Consider the following 16,959-nt stretch of genomic DNA (forward strand, 5'->3'; position numbering starts at 1 on the left):
TCGCCGGGCACTCGACATACGTGTACGCCTCACTGCGATGACGACCGAGCGTAGTCAGGCCGCTTCGCCTCTCGCAAGGCGTCCACAATGATCTTCTCCTCACGGGTCACAGACACCTTGGCCTGCTCCTTTTCCAGCGTCTGGACCACTCCGCCGGGAATGTTCAGCGCCGGTTCCAGGTCCTGCGGCTTACCGATGACCTTGAAGCGGTACGGCTGAGCGACACGCTTGCCGTCGATCTCCACGCCACCCCGGAGATCCGAGAGAGAGGTGTTGGCGACGACCCGGACATCATTGACCTGGATGGCCTCGGCGCCGGCCGCTCGCAGCTCCTGGATGGTGTCCAGCAGCTTGTCCGCCTCGACGGAGTGCGTCGGGTCGTCGATGGTCAGGGTGATGCCGGGCCCTTGCGCCGCGACGGTCCCGGCCAACACACCCAGCTGCTGTTCCTTCTCCACGGTCTGCTTACGGGCCTCCTCGGCCTGGTCCGAGCTGTTCGCCAGCTCGGTCTTCTGCCCTTCCAGGCGCCGCTGTTCGTCGGTCAACCGCTGGGAGCGATTGTCCAGCTCGTCCAGAATGCGCACCAAGTCCTCCTGACGCGCACCCCGCAGCGCACTGCTGTCACTTGTGGAACGTACCTGAATCGCCAGGCCGAGACCGAGAATGAACAGGAGCAACGCAACGATCAGTTGAGCCCGGGTCAGCCGCGGCGGCCACAGGCTCGCCACCAGCCGCTCCCGACCGCTCTTCGGGCGCTGTGCACTCCCGTTATCGGCAACCGCCTCCGGAGTCGAGGAGTCTGCCCCTTTGTCGGCCTTGTGTCCAGCACTGTCCGGTTCCGGAGCTTCGGTATCTTCCTCGGCCTCCGCCCGCTCCGGGGTGATCCGGCTCTCGGGCGGCATCGGCCACCGGCCGGCCGGGCCGCTGTCCTGCTCCCGCTCCGGCTGCTTCTCCGGCTCGGTCTTCTTCTCGGGCTCCGGCTGCTTCTCCGGCTCCGGCGTCTTCTCGGGCTCCGGCTGCTCCACCTGATCCGCCCGCGCCGACTGTTCCGGCTTCTTCTCCGGCTCCGGGATCTCGTCCGTCGACATCCGCCTCACGCCCGGAAGACGTGCCGGCGAATCGCGGCGGCGTTGGAGAAGATCCGGATACCCAGCACCACGACGACGCCGGTGGAGAGTTGGGCACCGACGCCCAACTTGTCACCAAGGAAGACGATCAGCGCGGCGACGACGACATTCGACAGGAAGGAGACCACGAAGACCTTGTCGTCGAAGATGCCGTCCAGCATCGCGCGCAGACCGCCGAACACGGCATCCAGCGCCGCGACGACAGCGATCGGCAAGTAGGGCTCGACCACCGTCGGCACCACGGGTCGGACGACAAGCCCGACCACGACTCCCACGATGAGGCCCAATACGGCGATCACGATGTGCCCTTCCCTGTGTCGGTGCCGTCCGCCTTGGCGGCACCGGCCTGCGGCTTTGCGGTACGTACGATCAAACTGGGCGCGGGCGGCAGCCGGACCTCGTTCTCCACGGAAATCCTGGTGCGGACCCCATAGTTCACCTGCAGCACATGAAGGTACTGACCGTCTGCGCTGTCCTGGAAAGCGGTGCTCAGCCGTTGCCCGTCCCCCACCGCCAACACCGTATAAGGCGGCACCAGTGGCTTGTTGTCGACCAGTATGGCGTCTCCCGCGGCTCTGATCGCCGAGAGTGACGTAAGCCGCTGGCCATTGACGGAGACGGCCTCCGCACCGGACGCCCACAGCCCGTTGACGACGCGCTGCATGTCTCTGTCGCGTACCCGCCCCGTGTCCGAAAATCCACTGCTCTCGCGCGGTCCGCCGCCGCTGGACTCCGCATCCTTGGCATCGTCCACGACGAGTTTCACGCCGGGCCCGGAGACCTGGGTCGAACCGGACAGCAGCCCCAGCAGTTCGGCCTTGTCGCTGCCGTGCTGCTTCAACGCCTCGCGCTGCATCCTGCTGACGTCGTCCCGGAGGGCATCGACCCGCTGCTGCTGCCGGTCCGCCTCGCCGGTGCCCTTCTGGATGCGGTTGATCAGCTCCTCGCGCTCCTTGGCGAGCGTCGGTGCGGATATCCGCGCCTGCGCCGCACCCACCGTCACCACCAGCGCGGCGAGCACCAGACCGGCCGCGAGGCCCAACTTCGCCCGCAGCGTACGCGGCAGACCGCGCACCCCTGCCTCGGACTTCCGGGCGGCCGCCTCGGCGTATCCGTCGTCGAGACTGTGATCCATCACATTGGTCAGCAGCGACATGGACGCATCGGGGCGCGCGGCCGGGGTGTTCGGGTTGCTCCGATCGGGGCGCTGCTGCGACATGCCGCACATCGTCGCACGTCGGCCGTGTGGTCTCCCAATGGCCCCACCGGCGTGCCGAGGCACGGGCCGCCGGTGGGGTCCAGGTCAGCGTCCTGCGCTGTCCACCACTGCGGACCATTCGTCCAGCAGCTGCTGAGCGGAGGCGTCGTCCGGCCCTTCCGCCCACAGGTGGGTGACCGCCTCTGCGGGGTCGGGCAGCACCAGGACCCAGCGGCCGTCGGGCTCCACGACCCGTACGCCGTCGGTGGTGTCCACGTCCCGGTCACCGGCCGCCTCGACGACATGCCGCATGACGAGCCCCTTGACCGCCCAGGGAGTGGCCAGGTCACGGCGCTGGACGTGCGCCCGCGGGATCCGTGCGTCGATCTGGCTCAGCGTGAGCTGGGTGCGGGCCACCAGGCCGATCAGCCGGACGAAGGCGGCAGTGCCGTCGAAGACGCTGCTGAACTCGGGGATGAGGAATCCGCCCCTGCCGTCCCCGCCGAAGACGGTGCCGTCCTCGCGCCCCACTCGCGTCAGATCGTCGGGCGAGGTCGTCGTCCACTCCACCTGCGTCCCGTGGTACGCCGCCACCTGCTCGGCGATCCGGGTCGTGGTGACCGGCAGCGCCACCCGCCCGGCGCGCCGCTCGGCCGCCACCAGATCCAGCATCACCAGGAGCGCCCGGTCGTCCTCGATGATCCGGCCGCGCTCGTCCACGAGAGAGAGCCGTTCGCCCACGGGGTCGAAACGCACGCCGAAGGCGGCCCGGGCCGATGCCACGATCTCGCCGAGCCGGACGAGCCCCGAGCGCCGTGCGTCGGGCGTTTCCGTCGGCCGGGACTCGTCGAGTCCGGGGTTGATCGTCAGGGAGTCCACGCCGAGCCGTCCCAGCAGGCTGGGCAGCACCAGGCCTGCGCTGCCGTTCGAGGCGTCCACGACGACCTTCAGCCCGGACTCGCTGATGCCCGTGATGTCCACGGCCCGCAGCAGGGACCCCGTGTAGGAGTCGAAGACGCTGGCCGGGAACATCAGATCGCCGATCTCGCCGGGGAAGGCGCGGCGGTACTCCTGGCGGGCGAAGACCCGGTCGAGCTTGCGCTGCCCGGCCTGCGAGAGATCCGCGCCCCGCTCGTCGAAGAACATGATGTCCACGGAGTCCGGCACACCGGGGGTCGTACGGACCATGATGCCGCCGGCGCTGCCGCGGGCCGTCTGCTGGCGGGCGACGGGCAGCGGGACGTTCTCCAGGTCGCGTACGTCGATGGCGCTGGCCTGCAGTGCGGAGATCACCGCGCGCTTGAGTGCCCGGGCGCCACGGGAGTGATCGCGCGCGGTGGTGACCGTGGATCCCTTCTTGAGCGTGGTGGCATAGGCGCCCGCGAGCCGCACGGCGAGTTCAGGCGTGATCTCGACGTTGAGGATCCCGGACACACCGCGGGCGCCGAACAGATGCGCCTGGCCGCGGGACTCCCAGATCACCGAGGTATTGACGAAGGCGCCGGCCTCGATGGTCTTGAACGGATAGACCCGTACATTGCCCTGCACGATCGATTCTTCACCGATGAGGCATTCATCGCCGATGACGGCGCCGTCCTCGATACGGGCGGCCCGCATGATGTCGGTGTTCTTGCCGATCACACAGCCGCGCAGATTGCTCTGCTGCCCGATGTAGACGTTGTCGTGCACCACGGCACGGTGCAGGAAGGCACCGCTCTTGACGACGACATTCGAGCCGACGACGGTGTGCTCCCGGAGCTCCGCGTCCGCTTCGATCTTGGCGTAGTCGCCGATGTACAACGGCCCGCGGAGCACCGCGTCGGGGTGGACCTCGGCGCCCTCGGCGACCCAGACGCCCGGCGAGATCTCAAAGCCGTCGATCTCGACGTCGACCTTGCCTTCGAGCACATCGGCCTGTGCCTTCACATAGCTTTCATGTGTGCCGACGTCCTCCCAATAGCCCTCCGCGATATAGCCGTAGATCGGCTTGCCTTCCTTCATGAGCTGCGGAAAGACATCGCCCGACCAGTCGACCGGCACGTCGGGCTCGAAGTAGTCGAAGACCTCCGGCTCCATGACGTAGATACCGGTGTTGACGGTGTCCGAGAAGACCTGGCCCCAGGTCGGCTTTTCCAGGAAACGTTCGACCTTGCCGGCCTCGTCCACGATGGTGATGCCGAACTCGAGCGGGTTGGGAACCCGTGTGAGGCAGACGGTGACGAGGGCGCCCTTTTCCTTGTGAAACCTGATCAGATCGGTGAGATCGAAATCGGTGAGGGCATCACCGGAGATGACGAGGAAGGCGTCGTCCTTGAGAGCTTCCTCGGCGTTCTTCACGCTGCCTGCGGTACCGAGTGGCTTTTCCTCATTGGCGTAGGTGAGCTCCATCCCGAGCTCTTCGCCGTCGCCGAAATAGTTCTTGACGAGCGAGGCAAGGAATTGCACGGTTACGACGGTCTCATTGAGACCATGCCGTTTCAGCAGCCTGAGTACATGCTCCATGATCGGCCGGTTGGCGACCGGAAGCAGTGGCTTGGGCATGCTGGACGTCATGGGGCGAAGGCGTGTTCCTTCGCCGCCGGCCATCACAACGGCCTTCATGTCGGAAGCGTCCTCCTCTAAGAGACGACGGTCTTGCCGACTTCACCTGTTCAAATCGCCCGCTGATCCTGTTTTACGTACGGGCACCGGGCCCAGGCACAATCTGCCGGTCCGGAGAGCTCAGTCGGCCGTGGCGTCCGCCCTGATGATTCGACGGACCTGGACCACGTAGAGGATCCCTGCCCACCAGTAGAGCGCCGTACCCCATCCTGCGAACGCCCATCCGAAAACAGTGGCGAGTTCGTGAAGCCAGCCCCTCCGGTCGCTCAGGAGGAGCAACGGGAAGGCATACATCAAGTTGAACGTAGCCGCTTTGCCCAGGAAGTTCACCTGGGGAGGCCCGTAGCGGTGGCGTCCGAGGAATCCGACCGCGATGAGCAGCATCAACTCACGCGCCAGCAGGGCCGCGGTCAGCCAGAGCGGCAGGATCTCGCGCCACGTCAGACCGACGAGGGTCGACAGGATGTAGAGGCGGTCGGCGGCCGGGTCGAGGATGCGCCCGAGGCTGCTGATCTGGTTCCAGCGCCGGGCGAGTTTGCCGTCCAGGTAGTCGCTGACGCCGCTCAGAGCGAGGATCAGGAGCGCCCAGAGGTCAGCGTTCGGACCACCGAATTCCGGCCACAGGATCAGCCACAGGAACACCGGCACGCCAACGAGACGGGCCATGCTCAGGATATTCGGGATGGTGAGGACGCGATCCGTCTGGACCCGCGTCTCCTGGACCTCCACGCGGGGGCCTCCTGTGGGGGAAATGTGCCAACGATGCCCCCTGACCTTACCTGCCCCGCCGGCCGGGCCGTCCCCCGGGGCCCCAGACCACGACAAAGCAGAAAAGCCCCGCGGGAACGTTGGTTCCCACAGGGCTTTTCTTAAAATTTGTTCGGCGGCGTCCTACTCTCCCACAGGGTCCCCCCTGCAGTACCATCGGCGCTGAAAGGCTTAGCTTCCGGGTTCGGATTGTAACCGGGCGTTTCCCTAACGCAATGACCACCGAAACACTATGAAGATATCAACCCGGACATGACACAGGTCGTTACTTCAGAACCTACACAGTGGACGCGAGCAACTGAGGACAAGCCCTCGGCCTATTAGTACCAGTCAACTCCACCCGTTACCGGGCTTCCATATCTGGCCTATCAACCCAGTCGTCTACTGGGAGCCTTAACCCCTCAAAGGGGGTGGGAGTCCTCATCTCGAAGCAGGCTTCCCGCTTAGATGCTTTCAGCGGTTATCCTTTCCGAACGTAGCCAACCAGCCATGCCCTTGGCAGGACAACTGGCACACCAGAGGTTCGTCCGTCCCGGTCCTCTCGTACTAGGGACAGCCCTTCTCAAGACTCCTACGCGCACAGCGGATAGGGACCGAACTGTCTCACGACGTTCTAAACCCAGCTCGCGTACCGCTTTAATGGGCGAACAGCCCAACCCTTGGGACCGACTCCAGCCCCAGGATGCGACGAGCCGACATCGAGGTGCCAAACCATCCCGTCGATATGGACTCTTGGGGAAGATCAGCCTGTTATCCCCGGGGTACCTTTTATCCGTTGAGCGACGGCGCTTCCACAAGCCACCGCCGGATCACTAGTCCCTACTTTCGTACCTGCTCGACCCGTCAGTCTCACAGTCAAGCTCCCTTGTGCACTTACACTCAACACCTGATTGCCAACCAGGCTGAGGGAACCTTTGGGCGCCTCCGTTACCCTTTAGGAGGCAACCGCCCCAGTTAAACTACCCACCAGACACTGTCCCTGATCCGGATCACGGACCCAGGTTAGACATCCAGCACGACCAGAGTGGTATTTCAACAATGACTCCACCCTAACTGGCGTTAGAGTTTCACAGTCTCCCACCTATCCTACACAAGCCGAACCGAACACCAATATCAAGCTATAGTAAAGGTCCCGGGGTCTTTCCGTCCTGCTGCGCGAAACGAGCATCTTTACTCGTAATGCAATTTCACCGGGCCTATGGTTGAGACAGTCGAGAAGTCGTTACGCCATTCGTGCAGGTCGGAACTTACCCGACAAGGAATTTCGCTACCTTAGGATGGTTATAGTTACCACCGCCGTTTACTGGCGCTTAAGTTCTCAGCTTCGCCAACCCGAAGGTCGACTAACCGGTCCCCTTAACGTTCCAGCACCGGGCAGGCGTCAGTCCGTATACATCGCCTTACGGCTTCGCACGGACCTGTGTTTTTAGTAAACAGTCGCTTCTCGCTGGTCTCTGCGGCCACCACCAGCTCACCGAGTAAATCGGATCACCAGCAATGGCCCCCCTTCTCCCGAAGTTACGGGGGCATTTTGCCGAGTTCCTTAACCATAGTTCACCCGAACGCCTCGGTATTCTCTACCTGACCACCTGAGTCGGTTTAGGGTACGGGCCGCCATGAAACTCGCTAGAGGCTTTTCTCGACAGCATAGGATCATCCACTTCACCACAATCGGCTCGGCATCAGGTCTCAGGCTTCATGCTGTCCGGATTTACCTGGACAACGCCCTACACCCTTACCCCGGGACAACCACCGCCCGGGCTGGACTACCTTCCTGCGTCACCCCATCACTTACCTACTACCACCTTGGGTCAGCGGCTCCACCACTCCCCTTCACCCGAAGGATCCAGGGCGGCTTCACGGCCTTAGCATTAATGGATTCGATATTGGGCGCTTCAAAGCGGGTACCGGAATATCAACCGGTTGTCCATCGACTACGCCTGTCGGCCTCGCCTTAGGTCCCGACTTACCCTGGGCAGATCAGCTTGACCCAGGAACCCTTAGTCAATCGGCGCACACGTTTCCCACGTGTGTATCGCTACTCATGCCTGCATTCTCACTCGTGAACCGTCCACAACTCGTTTCCACGGCTGCTTCACCCGGCACACGACGCTCCCCTACCCATCACAACGGACGTTGGTCCTCATGTTGCAATGACACGACTTCGGCGGTGTGCTTGAGCCCCGCTACATTGTCGGCGCGGAATCACTTGACCAGTGAGCTATTACGCACTCTTTCAAGGATGGCTGCTTCTAAGCCAACCTCCTGGTTGTCTCTGCGACTCCACATCCTTTCCCACTTAGCACACGCTTAGGGGCCTTAGTCGATGCTCTGGGCTGTTTCCCTCTCGACCATGGAGCTTATCCCCACAGTCTCACTGCCGCGCTCTCACTTACCGGCATTCGGAGTTTGGCTAAGGTCAGTAACCCGGTAGGGCCCATCGCCTATCCAGTGCTCTACCTCCGGCAAGAAACACACGACGCTGCACCTAAATGCATTTCGGGGAGAACCAGCTATCACGGAGTTTGATTGGCCTTTCACCCCTAACCACAGGTCATCCCCCAGGTTTTCAACCCTGGTGGGTTCGGTCCTCCACGAAGTCTTACCTCCGCTTCAACCTGCCCATGGCTAGATCACTCCGCTTCGGGTCTTGGGCACGCTACTCAACGCCCTCTTCGGACTCGCTTTCGCTACGGCTTCCCCACACGGGTTAACCTCGCAACATACCGCAAACTCGCAGGCTCATTCTTCAAAAGGCACGCAGTCACGACACAAGGACAAGTCCTTGTGCGACGCTCCCACGGCTTGTAGGCACACGGTTTCAGGTACTATTTCACTCCGCTCCCGCGGTACTTTTCACCATTCCCTCACGGTACTATCCGCTATCGGTCACCAGGGAATATTTAGGCTTAACGGGTGGTCCCGCCAGATTCACACGGGATTTCTCGGGCCCCGTGCTACTTGGGTGTCTCTCAAACGAGCCGCTAATGTTTCAGCTACGGGGGTCTTACCCTCTACGCCGGACCTTTCGCATGTCCTTCGCCTACATCAACGGTTTCTGACTCGTCCTGTTGCCGGCAGACAACAGAAGAGAGATCCCACAACCCCAACCACGCAACCCCTGCCGGGTATCACACGTGACTGGTTTGGCCTCATCCGGTTTCGCTCGCCACTACTCCCGGAATCACGGTTGTTTTCTCTTCCTGCGGGTACTGAGATGTTTCACTTCCCCGCGTTCCCTCCACACTGCCTATGTGTTCAGCAGCGGGTGACAGCCCATGACGACTGCCGGGTTTCCCCATTCGGACACCCCCGGATCAAAGCTCGGTTGACAGCTCCCCGGGGCCTATCGCGGCCTCCCACGTCCTTCATCGGTTCCTGGTGCCAAGGCATCCACCGTGCGCCCTTAAAAACTTGGCCACAGATGCTCGCGTCCACTGTGCAGTTCTCAAGCAACGACCAGCCACCCACCACCCCAACCCGAAGGCTGAGTTCACTGGGGCCGGCATCGCGAAGGTCCAGACCACAGTCCGTACCCTCAGATACCCAACAACGTGCCCGACACGACCAGCCGACTCCTGTGTTCCACGCCGAAGCAGTACTAACAGTCCTCATCTGACCGTGCCGAATAGTCAACGTTCCACCCATGAGCAACCAGCATCAGACACTCGCTGATGTACTGGCCTCTGACCCGGACAAGTCCGAGTAAGAAGTGCTCCTTAGAAAGGAGGTGATCCAGCCGCACCTTCCGGTACGGCTACCTTGTTACGACTTCGTCCCAATCGCCAGTCCCACCTTCGACGATTCCCTCCCACAAGGGGTTGGGCCACCGGCTTCGGGTGTTACCGACTTTCGTGACGTGACGGGCGGTGTGTACAAGGCCCGGGAACGTATTCACCGCAGCAATGCTGATCTGCGATTACTAGCAACTCCGACTTCATGGGGTCGAGTTGCAGACCCCAATCCGAACTGAGACCGGCTTTTTGAGATTCGCTCCACCTCGCGGTATCGCAGCTCATTGTACCGGCCATTGTAGCACGTGTGCAGCCCAAGACATAAGGGGCATGATGACTTGACGTCGTCCCCACCTTCCTCCGAGTTGACCCCGGCAGTCTCCTGTGAGTCCCCATCACCCCGAAGGGCATGCTGGCAACACAGAACAAGGGTTGCGCTCGTTGCGGGACTTAACCCAACATCTCACGACACGAGCTGACGACAGCCATGCACCACCTGTACACCGACCACAAGGGGGACCCTGTCTCCAGGGTTTTCCGGTGTATGTCAAGCCTTGGTAAGGTTCTTCGCGTTGCGTCGAATTAAGCCACATGCTCCGCTGCTTGTGCGGGCCCCCGTCAATTCCTTTGAGTTTTAGCCTTGCGGCCGTACTCCCCAGGCGGGGAACTTAATGCGTTAGCTGCGGCACGGACGACGTGGAATGTCGCCCACACCTAGTTCCCAACGTTTACGGCGTGGACTACCAGGGTATCTAATCCTGTTCGCTCCCCACGCTTTCGCTCCTCAGCGTCAGTATCGGCCCAGAGATCCGCCTTCGCCACCGGTGTTCCTCCTGATATCTGCGCATTTCACCGCTACACCAGGAATTCCGATCTCCCCTACCGAACTCTAGCCTGCCCGTATCGAATGCAGACCCGGGGTTAAGCCCCGGGCTTTCACATCCGACGTGACAAGCCGCCTACGAGCTCTTTACGCCCAATAATTCCGGACAACGCTTGCGCCCTACGTATTACCGCGGCTGCTGGCACGTAGTTAGCCGGCGCTTCTTCTGCAGGTACCGTCACTCTCGCTTCTTCCCTGCTGAAAGAGGTTTACAACCCGAAGGCCGTCATCCCTCACGCGGCGTCGCTGCATCAGGCTTTCGCCCATTGTGCAATATTCCCCACTGCTGCCTCCCGTAGGAGTCTGGGCCGTGTCTCAGTCCCAGTGTGGCCGGTCGCCCTCTCAGGCCGGCTACCCGTCGTCGCCTTGGTAGGCCATCACCCCACCAACAAGCTGATAGGCCGCGGGCTCATCCTTCACCGCCGGAGCTTTCCACCACCAGACCATGCGGTCGGAGGTCGTATCCGGTATTAGACCCCGTTTCCAGGGCTTGTCCCAGAGTGAAGGGCAGATTGCCCACGTGTTACTCACCCGTTCGCCACTAATCCCCTCCCGAAGGAGGTTCATCGTTCGACTTGCATGTGTTAAGCACGCCGCCAGCGTTCGTCCTGAGCCAGGATCAAACTCTCCGTGAATGTTTACCGGTAATCCGGTGAACACACACGAGAGCGGAACGAGCGGACGGAATAGGTCCGGTCGTTCACAGCGTCCTCGCTGTGTGTGCCACCCCGACCGCTCGGGCCGTGGTGGGCTTTCAAAGGAACCTCATCTCCATGATGGAGACGGGGTATCAACATATCTGGCGTTGACTTTTGGCACGCTGTTGAGTTCTCAAGGAACGGACGCTTCCTTTGGATTCCCTCTCGGGTTTCCTCCGGGCGCTTCCCTTCGGTGTTTCACACTCTATCAGGGCTTTTTCGGCTTTCGAACCGCCGCTTTTCTGCAGACATGCAGAAGCGCGCAATTCTTGAGTCGCAATCAAGACGCTGAGAGTGCCGCCCACCTCAACCGGACGCAGTTGATTGCGTCCTGGCTGTCCGGGGCAGGTCTCAGACAGTACAGCTCTGCTGTGGGCGAGGCAAATCGATTCGGCGTGACGCGCGGTGGGCAACCGACGTCTCTCATGCGGAACCGTCAGTTCTTATGACTTACGCTTCTGAACGGTGCGCCGTCCAGGACAGGTAGTGACGGCGGCCTGATGAATCTCCACCCCTGGGAGGCTTCCCATGACCACCGTGACGTCCCCTCTTGCCGGACGCGCCATCGGACTCGCGGCTGTGCCCGATCCGGTGTTCTCCGGAGCGATGGTGGGTCCCGGTACCGCCATCGATCCGGTGCGTGAGCCGTCTGCTGCGGTTTCGCCCGTGGACGGCGTTCTCGTATCCCTGCACCCGCACGCGTTCGTCGTCGTCGACTCCGAGGGGCACGGCGTGCTCACCCACCTCGGGATCGACACCGTTCAGCTCAATGGCGAGGGCTTCGAGCTGCTCGTGAACAAGGGTGACACCGTCGCTCGTGGGCAGGAGATCGTGCGCTGGAACCCGGCCGCGGTGGAGGAGGCCGGTAAGTCGCCGGTGTGCCCGGTCGTCGCGCTGGAGGCCACTGCCGATTCGCTCGGTGAGGTGCGCGAGGCCGGCGATATCAAGGCGGGCGACCAGCTCTTCTCCTGGCAGTAGCCGGGCGCCGTTCCGTACGGCAGGTACGACATCCATCGCGGCGGCCCGGACCGCCGCATCAACCGGAGACGGGTGCAATGGAGACAACGCTGCGAGGCGTCGGCGTCAGCCACGGCGTGGCGATCGGCGAGGTGCGGCACATGGGCACGGCGGTCCTGGAGCCGCCGGCCAAGCAGATTCCGGCGGACGAGGCGGAGCGCGAACAGGGGCGTGCCCGCCAGGCCGTGGAAGCTGTGGCTGCTGACCTCATAGCGCGGGGGAACCTGGCGGGCGGCGAGGCGCAGGCCGTGCTGGAGGCCCAGGCCCTGATGGCTCAGGACCCCGAGCTGATCGCTGATGTCGAGCGGCGGATCGCCGTCGGCTCCACCGCCGAGCGCGGGGTGTACGACGCGTTCGCCGCCTACCGGGCGCTGCTTGCGGGTGCCGGTGAGTACCTCGCGGGCCGGGTGGCCGACCTCGATGATGTGCGCAACCGGATCGTCGCCCGGCTGCTGGGTGTGCCGATGCCGGGCGTGCCGGACAGCGACGAGCCGTATGTGCTGATCGCGCGGGATCTGGCGCCGGCCGACACCGCGCTGCTGGACCCGACGCTGGTGCTCGGGTTCGTGACCGAGGAGGGCGGGCCGACCAGCCACAGCGCGATTCTTGCGCGGGCGCTGGGGGTGCCGGCCATCGTCGCGCTCCCGGGCGCGGGTGAGCTCGTCGAAGGCACGGTCATCGCGGTCGACGGCAGTACCGGTGAGGTCTTCGTCGAGCCGGGTGCCGAGAAGCGGGCGGCGCTGGAGCAGGCTGCGGCGGAGCGGAGGGCGGCGCTGGCGGCGTCGTCCGGTCCGGGTGCCACCTCCGACGGGCACAAGGTGCCCCTGCTGGCGAATGTCGGTGGCCCCGGTGATGTGGCCGCGGCGGTCGAGGCCGGGGCGGAGGGTGTTGGGCTCTTCCGTACGGAGTTCCTGTTCCTGGACGACAGCAAGAAGGCGCCGTCCGAGGAGAAGCAGGTCGCGGCGTACCGGGCGGTGCTGGAGGCGTTTCCGGAGGGCCGCGTGGTCGTGCGCGTGCTGGATGCCGGGGCCGATAAGCCGCTGGAGTTCCTGACGCCGGGTGATGAGCCGAATCCCGCGCTGGGTGTGCGGGGGCTGCGGACCCTGCTCGACCATCCGGATGTGCTGCGTACGCAGCTCACGGCGCTGGCCAGGGCGGCGGCGGGGCTGCCGGTCTATCTCGAGGTCATGGCGCCGATGGTGGCGGACCGGATCGACGCCAAGGCGTTCGCGGATGCCTGCCGGGAGGCCGGACTGCGGGCGAAGTTCGGGGCGATGGTGGAGATTCCGTCGGCGGCGCTTCGGGCGCGGTCGATTCTTCAGGAAGTGGAGTTCCTTTCGCTGGGGACCAACGACCTGGCGCAGTACACGTTCGCCGCCGACCGTCAGGTGGGTGCGGTCTCGCGTCTGCAGGACCCCTGGCAGCCGGCGCTGCTGGACCTGGTGGCGGCTTCGGCCGAGGCGGCGAAGGCCGAGGGCAAGAGCTGTGGTGTGTGTGGTGAGGCGGCCTCCGATCCGCTGTTGGCGTGTGTGCTGACGGGGCTCGGTGTCACCAGCCTTTCGATGGGGGCGGCGTCGATTCCTTACGTACGGACGACGTTGTCCAAGCACACGCTGGCGCAGTGCGAGCGGGCGGCGGCCGCGGCGCGTGCCGCGGACACCGCCGACGATGCGCGGGCCGCCGCGCAGGCGGTGCTCTCCGGGGAGTGATCCCGCGCGGCGCGGTGCGTCGTAGGTGTCAGGAGTGTTGATGGCCGTCCCGCCCTTGTGGCGGGGCGGCCATGGTGTTGTGGGGTGCCGGGTGGGTGGCCCGGTCAGTGGCTGTGCGGGTCGGGTGGGGGTGTGAGGGGGAGGCCGGGGGCGTAGTCGACGCCGTGCTCGGGTGGGATCGGTTCGCCGGTGTCGGCGTCGGTGCAGTAGGCGGTGAAGACCTCGGCGGCGCCGAGGGGGCGGGGCCAGGAGTCGCCGAGGGTCCAGCCGCGGACCGTGTCGTGGGTGTGGTCGCCGGTGGCGTCGCGGGTGGCGGGAGCGGTGGTGCGGGAGACGAGGCCGCCGGGGCTGCGCAGGGCGAAGCCGGCGGCGAGGACCGTGCAGAAGACCAGGGTTTCGGATTCGGCGAGCCGCGGCCGGGCGCCGTCGCTGCCGGTGGCGTGCAGGACGGCCAGGAGGGACGGCTCGCCGGCCGCGACGGAGCAGACGAGGTGGTGGGTGCCGTCACCGAGGGAGGCCAGGAGCTGCTGGAGGGCCTGGGTGGCGCGGGCGAAGGCGGAGCGGGCGAGGTCTTCGCCGCACTCCTCGCAGCTGCCGGCGCGGGCCAGGACGCCCGAGGCGTGGTCCCAGGTCGCCTGGCGGTCGGCTTCTTCGACGAGGAGCGGCAGCAGTTCGGCCAGCGGTTCGCCCTGGTAGGTCAGTGTGGCGCCGGTGCGGGCGACGTCGGCGGTGTAGCGGCTGCGGCTGTCGGGGCGGTCCGGGTCCAGGGCGAGGTCCGCGCAGTATTTCTCGTAGGCGGCCGGGTCGAAGAGGCTGAGGGTCGTGAGCACGCCCTCGGCGGCGAGGCCGCGCAGCAGGGTCTCCACCTGCTGGAGGTAGCTGCGGTGGTCGTCGAACGGGAAGGTGGGGTAGCGGCGCATGGCCGTGAAGTCCTGTTCGTCGGCCAGGACGGCGGCGCTGCTGGGGATTTCGCGGCGTAGTGCGCGGCGGGCGGTGGACGGGTCGGTGGGCCGGGATGCTGATGTCATGACTCCCCCTGAGTGAGATGCGCCGGCTCGGTGTGAGCGGTGGCGGCCGAACATCACTTGTCACTGAGAGTAATCGGGGGGTCTGACAATGCGGCCGGGCGCCGGACCGGTGGGGGTGGATGCCCTGGCGGTCCGGCGCGGCGGGGGCCTACTGCGCGCTGTCGGCGGTGCGGTCGCGGGCCACCCGCTCGTAGAACCGGAGCAGTTCGAGGTTGTCGACGGAGCCGGGGTTGACGGCCTGGTCGAGCGGGGTGCCCTGGAGAAGGCGCTTGACGGGGACCTCGATGCGCTTGCCGGTCAGGGTGTGCGGGACGCCGGGGGCTTCGATGATGTCGTCGGGGACGTGGCGGGGTGAGAGCTGTTCGCGGATGGTGCGCTTGATGCGGTCGCGCAGGGCGTCGTCGAGGGTGGCGCCGGGGGCGAGGTGGACGAAGAGCGGCATCCAGTAGCCGCCGTCGGGCAGTTCCAGGCCGATGACCAGGGATTCGCGGATCTCCGGGAGCCGTTCGACGGCTTCGTAGATATCGGCGGAGCCCATCCGGACACCCTGGCGGTTGAGGGTGGAGTCGGAGCGGCCGTGGATGACGACGCTGCCGCGGGAGGTGACGGTGATCCAGTCGCCGTGCCGCCAGACGCCGGGGTACATGTCGAAGTAGCTGTCGTGGTAGCGGGTGCCGTCGGGGTCGTTCCAGAAGCGGGTGGGCATGGACGGCATGGGGTGGGTGACGACGAGTTCGCCGACCTCGTCGATGACCGGTTTGCCCTGGGGGTCCCAGGCCTGCAGGTCGGTGCCGAGGCAGGCGGCCTGGAGTTCGCCGATGTGGACGGGGAGGGTGGGGACCGCGCCGGCGAAGCAGCTGCAGACGTCGGTGCCGCCGCTGACGGAGGCGGTCCACAGGTCGGCGCCGCTCTCCGCGAAGGAGTCGTGCAGCCAGCGGAAGCCGTCCGGCGGGAGCGGGGAACCGGTGGTGGCGACGCAGGTGACGGCGGAGAGGTCGAGGTCGCGGGCCGGGTGGATGCCGGCTTTGCGGCAGGCCATGACGTAGGCGGCGGAGGTGCCGAAGACGGTGGCGCGGGTGGCTTCGGCGACCCGCCACTGGGCGGAGATGTCGGGGTGGCCCGGACTGCCGTCGTAGAGCACGATCGTGGCGCCCACCAGGAGGCCGGCGACGAGGAAGTTCCACATCATCCAGCCGGTGGAGGTGTACCAGAAGAACCGGTCGTCGGGGCCGAGGTCGCAGTGCAGGCCGGTCTGCTTGAGGTGTTCGAGGAGGATGCCGCCCTGGGACTGGACGATGGCCTTGGGCAGGCCGGTGGTGCCGGAGGAGTACAGGACCCACAGCGGGTGGTCGAAGGGGAGCTGTTCGAAGACCGGTTCGGTGTCGTTCGAGGTCAGGTCCGACCAGTTCAGGGCACCTTCGGGGGCGGGGGTGCCGAGCAGCGGGATGTGGACGACGGCGCGCAGGGTGGGGAGTTCGGCGCGGAGTTCGGCGACCGTGTCGCGGCGGTCGTGCTCCTTGCCGCCGTAGCGGTAGCCGTCGACGGTGAACAGGACGACCGGTTCGATCTGCTGGAAGCGGTCCAGCACGCTCCGGGCGCCGAAGTCGGGAGCGCAGGAGGTCCAGACGCCGCCGACCGCGGCGGTGGCGAGGAGGGCGACGACGGCCTGCGGGATGTTCGGGACGTAGGCGCTGACCCGGTCGCCGGGGCGGACGCCGAGGCGGCGGAGTTCCAAGGCCAGCGAGCCGACCTGGGCGCGCAGCTCCGCCCAGGTGACCGGGGTGGGCTCATGGGTCTCGTCGACGTACAGCAGCGCGGGATCGCCGGCGCGGGCCGGGTCCTCGGCGGCGCGCAGGGCGTGCTCGGCGTAGTTGAGGGTGGCGCCGGGGAACCAGCGGGCGCCGGGCATCGCGCGGTCGGCGAGCACGGTTTCGTACGGGGTGGCGAAGCGGACGTCGAACCACTCGGCAGTGGCCTGCCAGAAGGCGGGGAGGTCGTCGACGGACCAGCGGTGCAGGGCGGCGTAGCTCGTGGCGGGGTCGCCGGGGGTGGGTGCGGGCGCGCCGTGGTGCGCGGCCGCCCAGGTGTGGAAGCGGGTGACCTGTGCGCCGGCGATCCGGTCCGGGCCTGGTTGCCAGAGGGGTTCCGGCTGCGGGGCGGACTGCGGTGCGGTGGTCATGATGCGGCTCCCGGGCG

General features: G+C 65.4%; 9 protein-coding genes and 3 rRNA genes. 2 read left to right on the forward strand and 10 right to left on the reverse strand.

The window, feature by feature from the left end; all coding sequences use genetic code 11:
* Positions 1 to 29: 29 nt before the first annotated feature.
* The 8 genes from CFW40_RS03930 to CFW40_RS03965 all read right to left on the reverse strand — a co-directional run bounded on the left by CFW40_RS03930 (position 30) and on the right by CFW40_RS03965 (position 10,946).
* The gene (locus CFW40_RS03930) at positions 30 to 1,088 is read right to left on the reverse strand and encodes a DUF881 domain-containing protein (protein ID WP_088796470.1); all 1,059 of its coding nucleotides are present in this window, start codon (positions 1,086 to 1,088) and stop codon (positions 30 to 32) included.
* Between the two features lie 5 nt (positions 1,089 to 1,093).
* Positions 1,094 to 1,426 carry a small basic family protein gene (locus CFW40_RS03935; RefSeq protein WP_003984969.1) on the reverse strand — a complete coding sequence of 111 codons (333 nt, stop codon included), beginning with the start codon at positions 1,424 to 1,426 and terminating at the stop codon, positions 1,094 to 1,096.
* The gene (locus tag CFW40_RS03940) at positions 1,423 to 2,355 is read right to left on the reverse strand and encodes a DUF881 domain-containing protein (RefSeq protein ID WP_176956577.1); all 933 of its coding nucleotides are present in this window, start codon (positions 2,353 to 2,355) and stop codon (positions 1,423 to 1,425) included. Before CFW40_RS03940 ends, CFW40_RS03935 begins: the two co-directional genes overlap by 4 nt.
* A 75-nt stretch (positions 2,356 to 2,430) precedes the next feature.
* The gene (locus CFW40_RS03945; RefSeq protein WP_088796472.1) at positions 2,431 to 4,926 is read right to left on the reverse strand and encodes a mannose-1-phosphate guanyltransferase; all 2,496 of its coding nucleotides are present in this window, start codon (positions 4,924 to 4,926) and stop codon (positions 2,431 to 2,433) included.
* A 120-nt stretch (positions 4,927 to 5,046) separates the two neighbouring features.
* Positions 5,047 to 5,655 (reverse strand): CDP-alcohol phosphatidyltransferase family protein, encoded by a 609-nt coding sequence (locus tag CFW40_RS03950; protein WP_088796473.1) that lies wholly within the window; start codon positions 5,653 to 5,655, stop codon positions 5,047 to 5,049.
* A gap of 149 nt (positions 5,656 to 5,804) precedes the next feature.
* A 5S ribosomal RNA gene (gene rrf / locus CFW40_RS03955) occupies positions 5,805 to 5,921 on the reverse strand.
* 73 nt (positions 5,922 to 5,994) lie between these two features.
* Positions 5,995 to 9,114 (reverse strand): 23S ribosomal RNA (locus tag CFW40_RS03960).
* 303 nt (positions 9,115 to 9,417) lie between these two features.
* Positions 9,418 to 10,946: ribosomal RNA gene (locus CFW40_RS03965) — 16S ribosomal RNA — on the reverse strand.
* Together the 16S, 23S and 5S rRNA genes form the textbook arrangement of a ribosomal RNA operon.
* Before the next feature lie 591 nt (positions 10,947 to 11,537).
* On the opposite strand from CFW40_RS03965, the gene CFW40_RS03975 reads away from it, so the two are divergent.
* Together CFW40_RS03975 and ptsP are read left to right on the forward strand one after the other, a co-directional pair.
* Positions 11,538 to 11,987 carry a PTS glucose transporter subunit IIA gene (locus CFW40_RS03975; RefSeq protein WP_088796474.1) on the forward strand — a complete coding sequence of 150 codons (450 nt, stop codon included), beginning with the start codon at positions 11,538 to 11,540 and terminating at the stop codon, positions 11,985 to 11,987.
* Between the two features lie 77 nt (positions 11,988 to 12,064).
* The gene (ptsP, locus tag CFW40_RS03980) at positions 12,065 to 13,735 is read left to right on the forward strand and encodes a phosphoenolpyruvate--protein phosphotransferase (RefSeq protein ID WP_088796475.1); all 1,671 of its coding nucleotides are present in this window, start codon (positions 12,065 to 12,067) and stop codon (positions 13,733 to 13,735) included.
* Between the two features lie 104 nt (positions 13,736 to 13,839).
* Here ptsP and CFW40_RS03985 read toward each other — a convergent pair whose 3' ends face one another.
* Positions 13,840 to 14,763: a hypothetical protein gene (locus CFW40_RS03985; protein WP_088796476.1), complete on the reverse strand. Its 924-nt coding sequence runs from the start codon at positions 14,761 to 14,763 to the stop codon at positions 13,840 to 13,842.
* Positions 14,764 to 14,911: 148 nt separating this feature from the next.
* Positions 14,912 to 16,942, reverse strand: a complete 2,031-nt coding sequence (locus CFW40_RS03990; RefSeq protein WP_088796477.1) for an acetoacetate--CoA ligase — start codon at positions 16,940 to 16,942, stop codon at positions 14,912 to 14,914.
* Between the last annotated feature and the right edge of the window lie 17 nt (positions 16,943 to 16,959).

The organism is Streptomyces sp. 2114.4, from assembly GCF_900187385.1.
In the GTDB taxonomy this organism is placed as follows: domain Bacteria; phylum Actinomycetota; class Actinomycetes; order Streptomycetales; family Streptomycetaceae; genus Streptomyces; species Streptomyces mooreae.

Coding starts and splice junctions, on each gene's coding strand:
- CFW40_RS03930 (WP_088796470.1), bottom strand. CDS start 1,088: ATGTCGACGGACGAGATCCCGGAGCCGGAGAAGAAGCCGGAACAGTCG.
- CFW40_RS03940 (WP_176956577.1), bottom strand. CDS start 2,355: ATGTGCGGCATGTCGCAGCAGCGCCCCGATCGGAGCAACCCGAACACC.
- CFW40_RS03945 (WP_088796472.1), bottom strand. CDS start 4,926: ATGAAGGCCGTTGTGATGGCCGGCGGCGAAGGAACACGCCTTCGCCCC.
- CFW40_RS03975 (WP_088796474.1), top strand. CDS start 11,538: ATGACCACCGTGACGTCCCCTCTTGCCGGACGCGCCATCGGACTCGCG.
- ptsP (WP_088796475.1), top strand. CDS start 12,065: ATGGAGACAACGCTGCGAGGCGTCGGCGTCAGCCACGGCGTGGCGATC.
- CFW40_RS03985 (WP_088796476.1), bottom strand. CDS start 14,763: ATGACATCAGCATCCCGGCCCACCGACCCGTCCACCGCCCGCCGCGCA.
- CFW40_RS03990 (WP_088796477.1), bottom strand. CDS start 16,942: ATGACCACCGCACCGCAGTCCGCCCCGCAGCCGGAACCCCTCTGGCAA.